At 69.2% G+C, this 13,950-nt stretch carries 13 protein-coding genes; 5 read left to right on the forward strand and 8 right to left on the reverse strand.

Annotation, left to right across the window (positions count from 1 at the left end; translation table 11 throughout):
- Positions 1-18: 18 nt before the first annotated feature.
- The 5 genes from G6N37_RS17880 to G6N37_RS17900 are packed head-to-tail and all read left to right on the forward strand — an operon-like array spanning position 19 to position 4,706.
- The gene (locus tag G6N37_RS17880; RefSeq protein WP_067922573.1) at positions 19-408 is read left to right on the forward strand and encodes an STAS domain-containing protein; all 390 of its coding nucleotides are present in this window, start codon (positions 19-21) and stop codon (positions 406-408) included.
- Entirely contained in the window at positions 398-808 is a 411-nt protein-coding gene (locus G6N37_RS17885; RefSeq protein ID WP_163682408.1) for an anti-sigma regulatory factor, read from the forward strand. The genes G6N37_RS17880 and G6N37_RS17885 overlap by 11 nt, the downstream gene beginning before the upstream one ends.
- Positions 801-1,427: a SpoIIE family protein phosphatase gene (locus tag G6N37_RS17890; RefSeq protein WP_163682409.1), complete on the forward strand. Its 627-nt coding sequence runs from the start codon at positions 801-803 to the stop codon at positions 1,425-1,427. Before G6N37_RS17885 ends, G6N37_RS17890 begins: the two co-directional genes overlap by 8 nt.
- Positions 1,424-3,643, forward strand: a complete 2,220-nt coding sequence (locus G6N37_RS17895; RefSeq protein WP_163682412.1) for a SpoIIE family protein phosphatase — start codon at positions 1,424-1,426, stop codon at positions 3,641-3,643. Before G6N37_RS17890 ends, G6N37_RS17895 begins: the two co-directional genes overlap by 4 nt.
- 43 nt (positions 3,644-3,686) lie before the next feature.
- Positions 3,687-4,706: an iron-containing redox enzyme family protein gene (locus tag G6N37_RS17900; RefSeq protein ID WP_163682414.1), complete on the forward strand. Its 1,020-nt coding sequence runs from the start codon at positions 3,687-3,689 to the stop codon at positions 4,704-4,706.
- On the opposite strand, the gene G6N37_RS17905 is transcribed toward G6N37_RS17900, so the two are convergent.
- The 8 genes from G6N37_RS17905 to selD all read right to left on the reverse strand — a co-directional run bounded on the left by G6N37_RS17905 (position 4,654) and on the right by selD (position 13,950).
- A complete protein-coding gene (locus tag G6N37_RS17905) occupies positions 4,654-4,902 on the reverse strand; it encodes a CDGSH iron-sulfur domain-containing protein (protein WP_232075067.1) in 249 nt (82 codons plus the stop codon). The two genes, G6N37_RS17900 and G6N37_RS17905, sit on opposite strands and share 53 nt — an antisense overlap.
- Positions 4,899-5,588: a HemK2/MTQ2 family protein methyltransferase gene (locus G6N37_RS17910; protein WP_163682417.1), complete on the reverse strand. Its 690-nt coding sequence runs from the start codon at positions 5,586-5,588 to the stop codon at positions 4,899-4,901. The genes G6N37_RS17905 and G6N37_RS17910 overlap by 4 nt, the downstream gene beginning before the upstream one ends.
- Before the next feature lie 99 nt (positions 5,589-5,687).
- Positions 5,688-6,242, reverse strand: a complete 555-nt coding sequence (locus G6N37_RS17915; protein ID WP_163685186.1) for a type 1 glutamine amidotransferase domain-containing protein — start codon at positions 6,240-6,242, stop codon at positions 5,688-5,690.
- 297 nt (positions 6,243-6,539) lie between these two features.
- On the reverse strand, positions 6,540-7,526 hold the full coding sequence (locus G6N37_RS17920; protein WP_163682419.1) for an LLM class F420-dependent oxidoreductase: 987 nt from the start codon (positions 7,524-7,526) through the stop codon (positions 6,540-6,542).
- A 39-nt stretch (positions 7,527-7,565) separates the two neighbouring features.
- Positions 7,566-8,651: an NrfD/PsrC family molybdoenzyme membrane anchor subunit gene (gene nrfD / locus G6N37_RS17925; protein WP_167527392.1), complete on the reverse strand. Its 1,086-nt coding sequence runs from the start codon at positions 8,649-8,651 to the stop codon at positions 7,566-7,568.
- The gene (locus tag G6N37_RS17930) at positions 8,648-9,619 is read right to left on the reverse strand and encodes a 4Fe-4S dicluster domain-containing protein (RefSeq protein WP_163682422.1); all 972 of its coding nucleotides are present in this window, start codon (positions 9,617-9,619) and stop codon (positions 8,648-8,650) included. The genes nrfD and G6N37_RS17930 overlap by 4 nt, the downstream gene beginning before the upstream one ends.
- Complete coding sequence (gene fdh / locus G6N37_RS17935; protein ID WP_163685188.1) at positions 9,582-12,899, reverse strand: formate dehydrogenase; 3,318 nt, start codon at positions 12,897-12,899, stop codon at positions 9,582-9,584. Before fdh ends, G6N37_RS17930 begins: the two co-directional genes overlap by 38 nt.
- A gap of 58 nt (positions 12,900-12,957) precedes the next feature.
- A complete protein-coding gene (selD, locus tag G6N37_RS17940) occupies positions 12,958-13,950 on the reverse strand; it encodes a selenide, water dikinase SelD (RefSeq protein ID WP_163682424.1) in 993 nt (330 codons plus the stop codon).

The raw sequence follows: 13,950 nt of genomic DNA on the forward strand, positions 1-13,950 counted from the left end.
GACAAACACGAGCGCACCATGCCCGTACCGATCCTGAAACAGGGTGCGATCCTGATCGCCTCGGTGCAGGCCGCGCTCAGCGACTCCGACGCCGAGCGGCTCCGCTATGACCTCATGGAACGGGTCAGCCGGTTCCGCGCGCAAGGCATCATCGTCGACGTCACGGCCATCGACGTGATGGACTCCTTCGCGGCCCGGTCGCTGCGCACGATCGCGCACATGACCCGGCTGCGCGGAGCGGACACGGTGATCGTCGGCCTGCAGCCGGAGGTGGCCTTCGCGATGGTCCAGCTGGGCTTGGCGTTCGACGACATGAATACCGCGCTGGACCTCGAAGAGGGCCTGGCCCTGCTGAATCGCCAACTGGCGCAGCGGAAACCGGTGATCGGGCGCGACGGTGGAGACTGACATCGTCGTCGACATCGACAATTCGGACGACATCGTCGAAGCCCGCAAAGCCGGACACCACCTCGCGCTCGACCTGGGATTCTCCCTGACCGACGTCACCATGATCGCCACGGCGATCTCCGAGATCGCGCGCAACATCACCAGCTACGCCGGTCGCGGCGTCGTCCGGGTCTTCGTGGCCGACCGGGAGGGGCGCAAGGCCCTGGTGGTGCGCGCCGAGGATCAGGGGCCGGGCATCGCCGACATCGAGCGGGCGATGGAGGACGGGTATTCGACCGGGCGCGGCCTGGGCATGGGCCTGCCCGGCTGCCGGCGGCTGATGGACAGGTTGCTCGTGGAATCCAGGCTCGGCCGCGGAACGGTCGTCGAGATGTGGAAGTGGGTTCCGCCCCATGCGTGAGAACGGCCGCTTCGGGCCGATCGAGTGGGCACGCGCGGGTCGCCCCCTGCCCAGTGAGTTCACCTCCGGGGATCGGGGCATCGCCGTCGACGTCGGCGGTGACGCCGCCCTGTTCGGCGTGGTGGACGGCCTCGGCCACGGTCCGGAGGCCGCCACCGCGGCGCTGCGGGCCGTCGAAGCGGTCAACCGCTCCAGCGCCGAGCGAATCGAGGTGCTGATCCAGCTCTGTCACCGCGTGCTCGCCGGCACCCGCGGCGTCGCGATGACGCTGGCGCGGGTCGACTTCGCGGCCAGCACGCTGACGTGGACGGGCGTCGGCAACGTCACCGCCGACCTGGTGGCCAAGTCCCCCACCGGCGTACAGATCCGGTCCAGCGCGCGGCTGACCGCGGGCATCGTCGGCTACCGCATACCGGAAATCAGGCCGGCGCAGGTTGTTTCGATGCGGCCCGGCGATCTGCTCGTGATGAGCACCGACGGAATCGCCGAACATTACCTCGACCACATCGACTTTGCGGCCCCCGCCGTCGCCATCGCGGAAGAACTGTTGGGCAAGGATGCGAAGGAAACCGATGACGCCATGGTGCTGACCGCCCGGCACCGGGGAGCCTGGACATGAGCGACGACGACTTCCACACGCAGTACGCCAGCGCGTTGCGCGCCTATATGAAGGCGCGTGACGAGGACAGCTTGGCCATCGCGTACGAGCTTGGGCGCCGGGCCCTGCAGGAAGAGGTCAGCCTGCTCGCCATCATCGAGCGCCACGTGGAGCTGATCCTCGGACTGGCCAAGGACATTCAGATCGACGCGCCGATCGCGCTGGAATTCCTGTTGCAGATGCTGGTCCCGCTCGACGTCGCCACCCGCGGCTTCCTGGACGGCACCAGGCGCTACGCGCGCGAGCGGGCTCGCGCCGAGGGGCTGGCCGATCGCGACAAATTCCGCACCGCGCTGGTCAATTCGTTGCAGGAGGGGTTCTTCGTCGCCGACCACGAGGGCTCCGTGATCGAGATGAACAACGCCCTGATCGAAATCCTCGGCTATCCCGCCGAGGATCTGCCGTACCGGTGGCCCCACCCGTGGCTGGTCGACCAGCAGGGCGCCACCCAACAGCAGGCGCTGGTGCGCAGCATCGGCAGCACCGCCTACGAGACACCGATCCGCCATCGCGACGGGCACCTGGTCTGGGTGACGGTCAGCATCAACGCGGTCCAGGGCAGCGGCAGCGACGAAGACGTTTTCGTGGGAACGATCCGTGACATCACCGCCGAACGGGCCTTCGCCGCACGGGAAAGCGCGGTCCTGCGCCTGGCGACGGCGGTGGCGGTGGCCAAGAGCGTGGACGAGCTGCTGTCCATCACGCTCGCCGAGTGCACCGCGGCGATCGACGTGCAACGGGTGATCGCGATCTCCTGGCCGGCGGGCGAGGGGGAACCGACCGTGCAGGTTGCGGGCGAGCAGTCCCAAACCTCCTGGCGCAGGCTGGATCCGTGGTTGCGGCAGACCTTCGAGGACGCGCGCCATCAGCTGCCGTTGACCGCCAAGACGGTGGAGCGGCCCGACAATCCCGGCAAGGCACAGGGATTGGTGGCGGTGCTCTCCGGCGCGGGCGACGTGGCCCTGTGGCTGGAGCTGCGCTCGCCGCGCTGGGTCAGCGCCGAAGACCGGCTGCTGATCACGGTCCTCATCGGTCACCTCAGCCTGGCCATGCAGCATGTCCGCCAATTCGAGAGCGCCCGCGAGACCTCGCTGACGTTGCAGCGTGCCCTGCTGCCGACGATGGAGCCGCCGCCGGGCTTCGCGGTGCGATACGAGCCGGCGGTGCCACCGCTGGAAATCGGCGGCGACTGGTACGACGTGCTGCCGATCGGCGATCACCGCATCGGCATCGTGGTCGGCGACTGCGTGGGCCGTGGCCTGCCGGCCGCCGCGGTCATGGGCCAGCTGCGCAGTTCGGCACGAGCGCTGTTGATCAACGGGGCCGAGCCCGCGCTGTTGCTCGAGCAACTCGACTCGGCCGCGTCGCTGATCCCGAACGCGTACTGCACCACCGTCTTTCTCGCGATCCTGGACACCGAATCCGGGATTTTGCAGTACAGCAACGCCGGCCACATGCCCGCCGTGCTCGTCGGATCGGAGCCGGGCACAACCTCGATGTTGACCGATGCCGCGTCTGTGCCGCTCGCGGTCCGCCGCGCGGAGCCCCGTCCGCAGGCCAGCCGGGTATTGCCGCCGGGTTCGACCCTGATGCTGTTCACCGACGGGCTGGTCGAACGCAAGCACGAGTCCATCGATGACGGAATCGGTCGTGCCGCAGCGGTGCTGGCCGAGACTACGACGTTGCCGTTGGATTCGGTCGCCGACGCGATCTTAGGTGGGCTGGCCCCCGCTTCGGGGTATGACGACGATGTGGCGATGGTGATCTACCGGCACCGGCAGTCCCCACTCCGGATCGAAAGTGAGGCCAGGGCAGACCAATTGGTCGGCATCCGGCACCGGTTGGCCGAGTGGCTGGGCACGGCAGGGGTGCCGGACGAATTGGCCGGTGACGTCGTCTTGGTCGTCAACGAGGCCTGCACGAACTGCGTCGAGCACGCATACTGCGGGCACCCGCCGGGCACGATGGCGCTCGACGTCGAGCTGGTCGACGGCGAAATACGCGCCCGGGTCAGCGACCGGGGATCGTGGAAGACACCGGAGGTCAACCCGGGCAACGGGGGGCGGGGCCTGATACTGATGGGCGCGCTCAGCACCACGATGGAACTGGACTGCAGCCCCAGCGGCACAACGGCCGACATGACCTTCCGGCTGCCGGACACGGCCGGCCGGGGGTGACGCCGCACCGTTTGTCGGCCCTGGTTTGCGGGTAGTCGTGGGCGTGACCCGCGCATCAATCTCGACCGAACCCGCCCTGCCGGCGGCACACGGGCCGCTGTCGACCGCCGTTCGTCGCGCCCTGACGGGACCGCCGTCGCACGACCACTTGACGCGCATCGGCGCGTCCGTTCGCGATTCGGATCCCTACGGCCTGGACCTGCAGCTGGCGCTGTGCATGTGCTACGAGCTGCACTACCGCGGCTTCGCGGGCGTCGACCCCGGCTGGGAGTGGAACCCGGCGCTGCTGACGTTACGCGCCGAGCTGGAACGCGTCTTCCTGGCGGGCGTGCGCCGCGACGTGGGGCCCATCGCGCCGGGGCAGACGGCGGCGGCCGAAATGGACGCCATCTCCGTCGAACCGGTGGACGGCACCGGCCCGTCGTACTACCTGCGCGACAGCGGGACTTGGCAGCAGATGCGCGAATACTTTGTGCACCGGTCGGTGTATCACCTCAAGGAGGGCGATCCGCACGCGTGGGCGATCCCGCGACTGATGGGTGTCGCGAAAGCGGCTTTCGTGGCAGTCGAATTCGACGAATACGGCGCGGGTCAAGGTCATCGGCTACACCAGCAGCTCTTCGCCGACCTGATGGCGGCGGCGGGGCTGGACACGACGTACCTGGCCTACGCCGACGTCGTCACCGCCGAGGCGTTGGCCGCGGTGAACCTGATGTCACTGTTCGGGCTGCACCGCGAGTTACGTGGTGCCGCGATCGGGCACTTCGCGTCGACCGAGATCACCTCCCCGCCGGGATCGCGGCGGATGGTGCGGGCCCTGCAGCGGATGGGGGCGCCCTCGGCGTGCGTGGAGTTCTACGCCGAGCATGTCGAGGCCGACGCGGTGCACGAGCACGTGGTCCGCATCGACGTGGTCGGCGACCTCGTCGCCCGCGAACCGCAGCTCGATCGCGACGTCGTGTTCGGGATCCGCGCCCACGCCGCGGTCGAAAACCGGTTGGCCGACGCGGTTATGGCGTCGTGGCAGCAGGGTCGGACGTCGTTGCGGAGGGCGCTGGACTAGTGTTGCGGCGCCCCAGGTTTCGGCAGCGGCGATGGCTGGTGTCGCACAGGGGATAATTCTCGCTGCGCCGGCAGGTGCAGATCGCCACCATGAACCGGTCGGATTCGACGACCTCCCCGTCGGGCATCTCGATGCGCACCGGGCCGGCCACCAGCACCGGCCCGCCCGCGACCACCTGTACCCGGGTGGCCGTCACCGCTTGTCCGCCCTGATCACGATCAGCTCCTCTTCCCGCCGGCCGGGCGGTATCAACCCGACGCTCTCCAGCCAGGAGGCCCGCGCCGTCATCACCGGGCCGAAGGGTATCCATTTCGACGCAACGACTTTCGCATCCATGCCGGCCCACTTCAGGGAGTCCAGCGACTGCTGGACACCGGCGAGCGCCGAGTGCACCAGAAGCAGGGTCCCCCCGTCGCACAGCAGCTTCGGCGCCGCTTCGCACAGCGGATCCAGCACCATCCGCCCGTCCGGGCCGGCGTTCCAGGCCCACGCCGGCCCCGCACAGGAAGGGATCGCCGCCGTGTCGTCGTGCGGCGGAGCCGGCACGTACGGCGGGTTCGACACGACGACGTCGAACGGCGCACAGTCCAGCGCGTCGCTCCATGTGCCGTTCCGGACATCGACATTCACGCCGGCCGCGACGGCGTTGCCCCGCGAACAGCCCACGGCGTCCGGGCAGATGTCAAAGGCCGTGACGTCGGCGCCACCCATCTCGGCGGCGGCGATCGCGATGAATCCGCTGCCCGTACACAGATCGAGAACGCGGCGCCCCGGAATGAGCGCGCTTTCTCCCATCACATCCACCAGTAATCGGGAATCGTCCTGTGGCTGATAAACGTTGGAAGCAGCCATGACAGCGGGTCCTGGATATGTTGTGGTCAACTTTGGCCTTTCGACAGATCGCCGGGGCGATCACTGCATGGCCTGTGTAATGCCCGCAAACCGATGGGTTCAAACGGCGTGAGGAAAGGCCTTTTCCCGCTAACTCGCAGGCGCGTAGGCGAATTGCCGCACAATGGCTGCGCAGAATGCCGGGAGGTCCTTCGGTGAGCGGCTGGTGATCAGGTTGCCGTCGACCACGACCTCCTCGTCCACCACATTCGCGCCCGCGTTGCGGAGGTCGGTGCGGATGGACGGATACGACGTGAGCGTCCGGCCCTCTGCCACACCGGCTTCCAGCAGGGTCCAGGGGCCATGACAGATTGCGGCGACCGGCTTTCCGGAGGAGGCGAAGTCGCGCACGAAGGACACGGCCGAGCTGTCCATCCGCAGCTTGTCCGGGTTGACGGTGCCGCCCGGCAGTACCAGGCCGTCGAATTCGGAGACCGATGCCTCCGCGACCGCGCGGTCGACTTTGAAAGTTCCGGCCGGCTCGAGATCGTGGTTGCGAGCCTGGATTTCGCCGTCCTTGAGAGAAAGCAGCTCGACTTGTGCGCCGGCCTCCTGGAGCGCCGCGCGGGGCTGTTCGAGTTCCACCTTCTCCACCCCATCGGCGGCGAGAAACGCGACTTTCTTTCCTTTCAATTCATTTGCCATGGCAATTTCCCTTTCCACATCGATCAGCTCGGAATCGAGGATGACTTTCGTGCAGTGGTCCTCTTTGTTACTGAAGATCTCGTAGCCGTCGGGCGCCTGGTCGCTCAATCCCAGCCCGAAACTCGTCAGCTCTTTCTGCCTTGCGGCGAACATCGGGCAAAGTCGCTGCCGGACAGCCGCTTTGCAGATCGTCAGGTAGTCGGCGCTGCTCGCCGGTGTTCGCGCACCGCACCGACCCGCCCGGCCGAACGCGCGACTCAGGGCGGGTACCCGGGCAGACTCGGCCCAAACGTGGACTTAGTTCGCTGCGCTGCGCAGCGCGGCAAGCAACGGCTCGGCGGCTTCGGACAGGAAGAGGTCCTGCGATTCCCCTCCGACCTGGACGAGCGCCACGTCGGTGAACCCGGCCTCCCAATAGGGCTTGACGGCCTCGACGATCGCATCGAGGTCGGGGCCGCAGGGGATGGAGTCCGCGACGTCTTCGGGGCGGACGAACTGGGTCGCGCCGGCGAAGCCGGCCGGCGTCGGCAGGTCGGCGTTGACCTTCCAGCCGCCCGCGAACCAGCGGAACTGGTCGTGGGCGCGTTTGATCGCGGTGTCGCGGTCGCGGTCCCAGCACACCGGGATCTGGCCGATCACGCGGCCCCCGCCGGCCAGGTTGGCGGCCTGCCGCGCGGCGTGCCAGGCGTCGACGAGCTGCCCGTCGGGCTCGACCGCGACGAAGTGGTCGGCCAGCCGGGCGAACTTGTCGACCGCCTTGGTGCCGCCCATGGCCACCGCGATGCCGACCGGGACGTCGGGAACGTCCCACAGCCGTGCGGAGTCCACCTGGAAGTAGTCGCCGCTGAAGCTCACCAGCTGGCCGCCGAACAGCTCACGGATGATCTTTATCGCTTCGCGCAGCATGTCCTGGCGGCGTTCGACCGTGGGCCAGCCCTTGCCGACGATGTGCTCGTTGAGGTTCTCGCCGGTGCCCAGGCCCAAGGTGAACCGGCCGTCGGACAGGATCTGCACGGTGGCGGCCTGCTGGGCGACGACGGCCGGGTGATAGCGCATCGTGGGGCACGTCACGTAGGTGTAGAGGTCGACCCGTTCGGTGGCGTGCGCCACCGCGCCCAGCACCGCCCAGGCGTTGGGCGCATGCCCCTGCGATGTCAGCCAGGGGGAGAAGTGGTCGCTGCACACCTCGAAGTCGAAACCGCGCTCTTCGGCAGAAACGGCTTGCCGGACAAGGTCTTTGGGTCCACTCTGCTCGGTCATCAAAGTGTAGCCAAAATTGGTCATGGTGTTATACGTACCCCGGTCCGCGGCGCGCAAACCGCGTCAGCCCGCGGTGGTGATCGAGTCCCCGGTGCCGCTGGCCGCGCGGCGCGCGGCCAGCCGGCGTTTCTGCGGCTCGATCGTGTAGCGGGGGTCACGGGCCGATTCCAGCCCCGCCTCGAAGAAACCGAACCTCAGCAGCGCCGACGCCGTCAGCAATGTCAGGCCGGACACGGCGGCGATACCGCGGTGCCGCCCGCCGAGCAACGCGCCCAGACCGCCCGCGGCGGCCAACCGTTCGCTCCACGCCAGCAGCCGGCCGGGCCTGCCCTGATGCAGCGGTTCTCTGGTCACCGGGTCCATTCGGTACTCGGTGAACCTGGCCGAGACCAGATCCGCGACCGCGCCGATGACGGCCAGGGTGCGGGCGGGCCCCGCCTCGCGGGCCGGGGTGGTGATCATCGCCAGCCCCGATGCGGCCAGGCTCGCCGAGCTGACGAACACGAACGGCAGGTCCTTGTACGCGGCGTTCCACGTGGGGGTCGCGGTGTCGGTGAGCAGCACGGCGGTGTAGACGGCCAGCGGTGCGGCGAACGCGGCGGCCTCCAGCCCGGCCGGTCCCTCCACGGCGCGCAGCACGGGACGCAACGGGCCCAACGGGATTCGCTCGCCGGTCATCCGGTCGACCTCGGCCACCGAGGCGATCCCGATGCCGGCGGAAAAGAAGCTGAGGATCCACGAGCCGATGCTCATCGGCGAGGTCAGTTTGACCGTCCGGAGCATGTTGACGAAACGTTCGGGCCGGCCCAGGTCCTTCACCAGAGCGACCGCGCCCAGCAGCACCGCGATCAGGGCCGACAGCCTTGCGTTGCGGCGCAACGTCTTTCGACCGGTGAGCTGGGCACCGGCCGCCAGCAGGCCGGACCCCCCGGCGACGCCACCCAAGAACAGGTACGCCGCCACCTCATGTCCCCACGGGGCGGGTTTGACCACCGGGCGCCCGTAGTAGGAGCCGAACTCCGCCTCGGGCACCATCGGCATCTCGCGCGAACCATCGCCCCCGCCGCGGCGGCCCGCGCGCTTGCCTTTCCGGCGCTTGCCGCCCTGCGGCTCCGGCGGGCGGAAGCTGTCGAATTCCGAGGTACTCACCGGTTCCTCCAGAAGGCCCATGCGGCCGCGCCGACCATGCCGGCCGCGGCCACGACGGCGCGCCTGAACATTTGCGGCAGGTCGGCCGTGCACACGCGGGGGTCGGGGGGCAGCCCGTACACCTCGGGCTCGTCGAGCAGCAGGAAGATCGACCCGGTGCCGCCCACGCCGTCCCGCTCGTTGGCGCCGTAGAGGCGCGCCTCCGTGAGCCCCTGGGCGTGCAGCGCGGCGACCCGGTCCCGGGCCGTGACCACCAGGTCGTCGTGGTCGCCGAACTTGATCGACGTCGTCGGGCAGGTCTTGGCGCAGGCCGGGATCTGGTCCTCGACGAGGCGGTCGTAGCACAGGGTGCACTTCTGGGCCACACCCGTCACGGGCTTCTCGGCCGGACTGCCCGGTCGCTGCGCCGGCGTGGTGTACGTGCCGTCGCTGCGACGCTCGACCACGCCGAACGGGCATCCGGCCACGCAGGTGCCGCAGCCGTTGCAGACGTCGTCCTGCACCACGACGGTGCCGAACTCGGTGCGGAACAGCGCGCCGGTCGGGCACACGTCCAGGCAGCCGGCGTGCGTGCAGTGCTTGCACACGTCCGACGACATCAGCCACCGGAACTCGGGGGTGTCGGGCGGTGTGACGTCCGGTCGCTTCGGTGCACCCGCGATCGCGGGCATGCCCAAATCGGTGAGGGCGCGCCCGGATTCGCGCGCCTCCTCGATCCGGTCGCGGCCCTGCTCGATGAAGGCGACGTGCCGCCAGGTGCTGGCGCCCAGCGATCCGGTGTTGTCGTAGGACGAGCCCAGCAGCTCCAGGTCGCCGTCGCGCGGGTTGCGGTTCCACTCCTTGCAGGCGACCTCGCAGGCCTTGCAGCCGATGCAGATCGAGGTGTCGGTGAAGAACCCCTTGCGCGGCTTGGGTTCGACCCAGCCGGCGTCACTCGTCGGGTCGGTCGGTCCGCTCAGCTGACCCATCGGCTCCCCCTTCCCAGACGCCGTCGTCGATCCGCACGTTGCCCGTCTCGGCGGTGGCCCCCGAGCGGGACTGATACTCGGCGATCAGCCGCAGCAGGTCCTCGCCCTGCGGCCGGCGCCCCGGCCGGATGTCACACGAGCCGGCCTTCGACTCCTGGATCTGCACGTTGGGGTCCAGCGTCACGCCGAGCAGGTCGTTGGCCGCGTCCCCGCTGACCACGGCGTCGCCGCCCACACCCCAGTGGTACGGCAGCCCGATCTGGTGCACCGTGTGGCCGTTGATCACCAGCGGCGCAACGCGTTTGGTAACCAGCACCCGGGCCTCGATGGCCGCGCGCGGCGAGACGATGGTGGCCCACCCGTAGGGCTCGAGGCCGCGTTCGGCGGCCAGCTCCGGGGACACCTCGCAGAACATCTCCGGTTGCAGCTCCGACAGGTAGGGCAGCCACCGGCTCATGCCGCCGGCGGTGTGATGCTCGGTGAGCCGGTAGGTGGTGAACACGTACGGATACACGTCGGCCCCGGGCTCCCCGGCACTGGGCGCGCTCAGATTGTCCTTGCGCGGGAAGGTGATTCGCGCGGGGTTGCGCTGCTGGGGATACAACGCGTTGGCGACCGGCGACTCCTGCGGTTCGTAGTGGGTGGGCAACGGACCGTCGAGCAGACCCTTCGGCGCGAACAGCCACCCCTTGCCGTCGGCCTGCATGATGAACGGGTCGTCCCCGGCGAGCGCGTCGGGTCCTCCGACGTCGGGGTCGGGCCGGCTGCCCGGCGCCCGGTCGGCGACGAAGTCGGGCACGTCGTAGCCGACCCAGCATCGCTGATCCGCGTCCCACCAGACGTATCGCTTGCGTTCGCTCCACGGCTTGCCGTCCGGGTCGGCCGACGCGCGGTTGTAGAGGATTCTCCGGTCGGCGGGCCACGCCCAGCCCCACTCGTGCTGGCTCGGCGACGCACCGCCGTGCGGGACGCGGCGCGCGGCCTGGTTGACGGCGTTCGCGTAGACGCCGGTGTAGATCCAGCAGCCGGCGGCGGTCGACCCGTCGGCGCGCAGCTCGGTGTACGACGACAACGGATCGCCGTCGCCGACGTGATAGCCGTTGATCTCGGCCAGCACCGATTCGCCGTCGGGCTCGCCGTCCTCGTCCGTCCGGTAGTCCCACGTCAGGTCCAACAGCGGCCGGTCGCGCTCGTCGGTCGATCCGGCCAGCCGCTGCCGGATCCGCTTGCCCAGCTCGTAGAAGAAGGCCAACTCGCTCTGGCACTGACCCGGCGGCTCGACGGCCTTGTGCCGCCACTGCACCAGCCGCTGCGTCTGGGTGAACGATCCCGCCTTCTCCACGTGCGAGGCCGCGGGCAGGAAGAACACCTCGGTCTCGATGTCCTCGGTTTTCAGTTCGCCCGAAGCGATTTCGGGCCCGTCCTTCCACCAGGTGGCCGACTCGATGAGGTTGAGGTCGCGGACCACCAGCCACTTGAGGTGGGACATGCCGAGCCGCTGCAGCCGGCCGTGCGCCGACCCGACCGCGGGGTTCTGGCCCAGCAGGAAGTAGCCCTCGACCTCGTCGGCCAGCATGCCCATCACGGTCTGGTAGGTACCGTGCGGGCCGGACAACCGGGGCAGGTAGTCGTAGGCCCAGTCGTTGTCCTTCGTGGCCGCCTCACCCCACCACGCCTTGAGCAGGCTGATCGCATAGGTGTCGGCGTTGGCCCAGAAACCTTTCTGTTTCTTCGATCCCACGGCGTCGAGATAGTCGGCCAGGCTGTCGTGCATGCCCGCCTTGGGCATGGGCAGGTAGCCGGGCAGCAGGTTGAACAGCGTGGGGATGTCCGTGGAACCCTGAATGGTGGCGTGACCGCGCAGCGCCATGATGCCGCTGCCCGGACGGCCGACGTTGCCCAGCAGCAGCTGCAAAATGGTTGCGGTGCGGATGAATTGGGCGCCCAGGGTGTGCTGCGTCCACCCGACGGCGTACGCGAAACAGGTGGTGCGCTCGCGCCCGGAGTTCTCCACGATGGAGCGGGCGAGGTAGTCGAAATCCGCGCGGCTGATGCCGCAGACGTCCGTGACCATCTCCGGGGTGTAGCGGGCGTAATGGCGCTTGACGATCTGGAAGACGGTGCGCGGGTGCTGCAGCGTTTCGTCCCGCTTCACCCGGGCGTGCGCGAGGGGCGGTCCGCCGCTGCCGTGCTCGTCACCGGCCGCGCTCTGCGAGGCGGTGGCGCCGTGCGGGTGGCCGCCGGCCTGAGGCTCGATCTGGCCGTTCTCCTCTTGTTCGTACGCCCACGTCGACGTGTCGTACTGCCCGGTCTCGGGATCGAACCCGGAGAACAGGCCGTTCAGATCCTCGGTGTCCCTGAACTTTTCGTTGATCAGGGTGGCGGCGTTGGTGTACGCGACGACGTACTCCTTGAACCACAGGTCATGGGTGAGGACGTGGTTGATGAGCGCGCCGAGCAGCACCACGTCCGAGCCGGCCCGGATCGGGATGTGTTTGTCCGACACCGCCGACGTGCGGGTGAAGCGCGGGTCGACGTGGATCACCCGCGCCCCACGGGCCCGGGCCTCCTCGACCCACTGGAAGCCCACCGGGTGGCATTCGGCCATGTTGGAGCCCTGGATGACGATGCAATCCGCGTTGGCCATGTCCTGCAGTGTTTGGGTGGCGCCGCCGCGCCCGAAGGAGGCTCCCAGACCGGGAACCGTGGCGGAGTGTCAAATACGGGCTTGGTTCTCGATCTGAATGGCGCCCGCGGCGGTGAAGAGCTTCTTGATGAGGTAGTTCTCCTCGTTGTCCAGCGTCGCGCCGCCGAGCGCGCCGATGCCCATGGTGCGGCGCAGCAGGTTGCCCTTCTTGTCGATGTCCTGCCAGGTGTGGCGGCGGGATTCGAGGAACCGGTCGGCGATCATGTCGATCGCGGTGTCCAGCTCGAGGGGCTGCCACTGCGTCGCGCGCGGCGCGCGGTAGAGCACCTGCAGCTGCCGGCCCGGCGAGTTCACCAGTTGTTCGCTGGCTGCGCCCTTGGGGCACAAGCGGCCTCGCGAGATCGGCGAGTCGGGGTCGCCCTCGATCTGCACCACCCGCTCGTCCTTGACGTACACCCGCTGCCCACAACCGACCGCGCAGTACGGGCAGATGCTCTGCACCACCCGGTCGGCCGTCGTCGTGCGCGGCGTCACGGCGCGGGTGCGCTTCGAGGTCACGGCCGAACCGCGGCCGAGCTTGTCCGGTGAACGCAACTGACGCACGACGGGCCACTGGAGGAAAAGCTTGCGCATCGTGTTTTTTGGGGCCATGCCTCTAAGCCTAGTGCGCGCGACCGAAACCCCGCCGGGTTCAGCGGACCACGATCGTGTGTTCCCCGCGGGGCACCAGCTCACCGATCACGGGGGCGCCCGGGATCTCGCCGGCGATCAGCAGCCCGCCCGAGGTTTGCGCGTCGGCGAGCAGCAGCGCGTCCGCCTCGCCGGCCCCGGACAGGTCGATGTGCGGGGCCACCCAGTCGAGGTTGCGCCGCGTGCCCCCGCTGACGTAGCCCGCGGCCAGCGCCTCGCGCGCGCCCTCGAGGTAGGGCACCGCGGCTGCGTCGACGATCGCCGTCACCCCGCTGGCCCGCGCCAGCTTGTGCAGGTGCCCGAGCAGGCCGAAACCCGTGACGTCCGTGGCGCATTCGGCACCGGCCGCCAGCGCCGCGGCAGCCGCGTCGGCGTTGAGCGTGGTCATCGCCGCGATCGCCTGCTCGAAGCGCTCGCCGGTGGCCTTGTGCCTGCTGTTGAGCACGCCGACACCGAGCGGCTTGGTCAGCGACAGCGGCAGGCCGGGCTTGCCGGAGTCGTTGCGCAGCAACCGGTTCGGGTCCGCGATCCCGGTAACGGCCAGACCGTATTTGGGCTCCGGGTCGTCGACGCTGTGCCCGCCGGCGAGGTGGCAACCGGCCAGGGCGCAGACGTCGCGCCCGCCGCGCAGCGTCTCGGCGGCCAGCTCGAACGGCAGCACATCGCGCGGCCAGCCCAGCAGGTTCACCGCCACCACCGGACGCCCGCCCATCGCGTAGACGTCGGACAGCGCGTTGGTGGCCGCGATGCGGCCCCAGTCGTAGGCGTCGTCGACCACCGGGGTGAAGAAGTCCGTCGTCGCGATCAGCGCCGTGCCATTGTCGATGCGCACCGCCGCGGCGTCGTCGCCGTGCTCCAGCCCGACCAGCAGCTCGCCGACCGGATCGCGCGGCACGTTCGCCCCGAGCCCGCGGACCACGTCCTCGAGCTCGCCGGGCGGGATCTTGCAGGCGCAGCCGCCGCCGTGGGCGTACTGGGTAAGCCGGTAGGTCAC

The organism is Mycobacterium seoulense, from assembly GCF_010731595.1.
Classification (GTDB): domain Bacteria; phylum Actinomycetota; class Actinomycetes; order Mycobacteriales; family Mycobacteriaceae; genus Mycobacterium; species Mycobacterium seoulense.

Coding starts and splice junctions, on each gene's coding strand:
- G6N37_RS17890 (WP_163682409.1), top strand. CDS start 801: ATGCGTGAGAACGGCCGCTTCGGGCCGATCGAGTGGGCACGCGCGGGT.
- G6N37_RS17880 (WP_067922573.1), top strand. CDS start 19: ATGCCCGTACCGATCCTGAAACAGGGTGCGATCCTGATCGCCTCGGTG.
- G6N37_RS17930 (WP_163682422.1), bottom strand. CDS start 9,619: ATGGGTCAGCTGAGCGGACCGACCGACCCGACGAGTGACGCCGGCTGG.
- G6N37_RS17895 (WP_163682412.1), top strand. CDS start 1,424: ATGAGCGACGACGACTTCCACACGCAGTACGCCAGCGCGTTGCGCGCC.
- G6N37_RS17915 (WP_163685186.1), bottom strand. CDS start 6,242: ATGGCAAATGAATTGAAAGGAAAGAAAGTCGCGTTTCTCGCCGCCGAT.
- G6N37_RS17920 (WP_163682419.1), bottom strand. CDS start 7,526: ATGACCAATTTTGGCTACACTTTGATGACCGAGCAGAGTGGACCCAAA.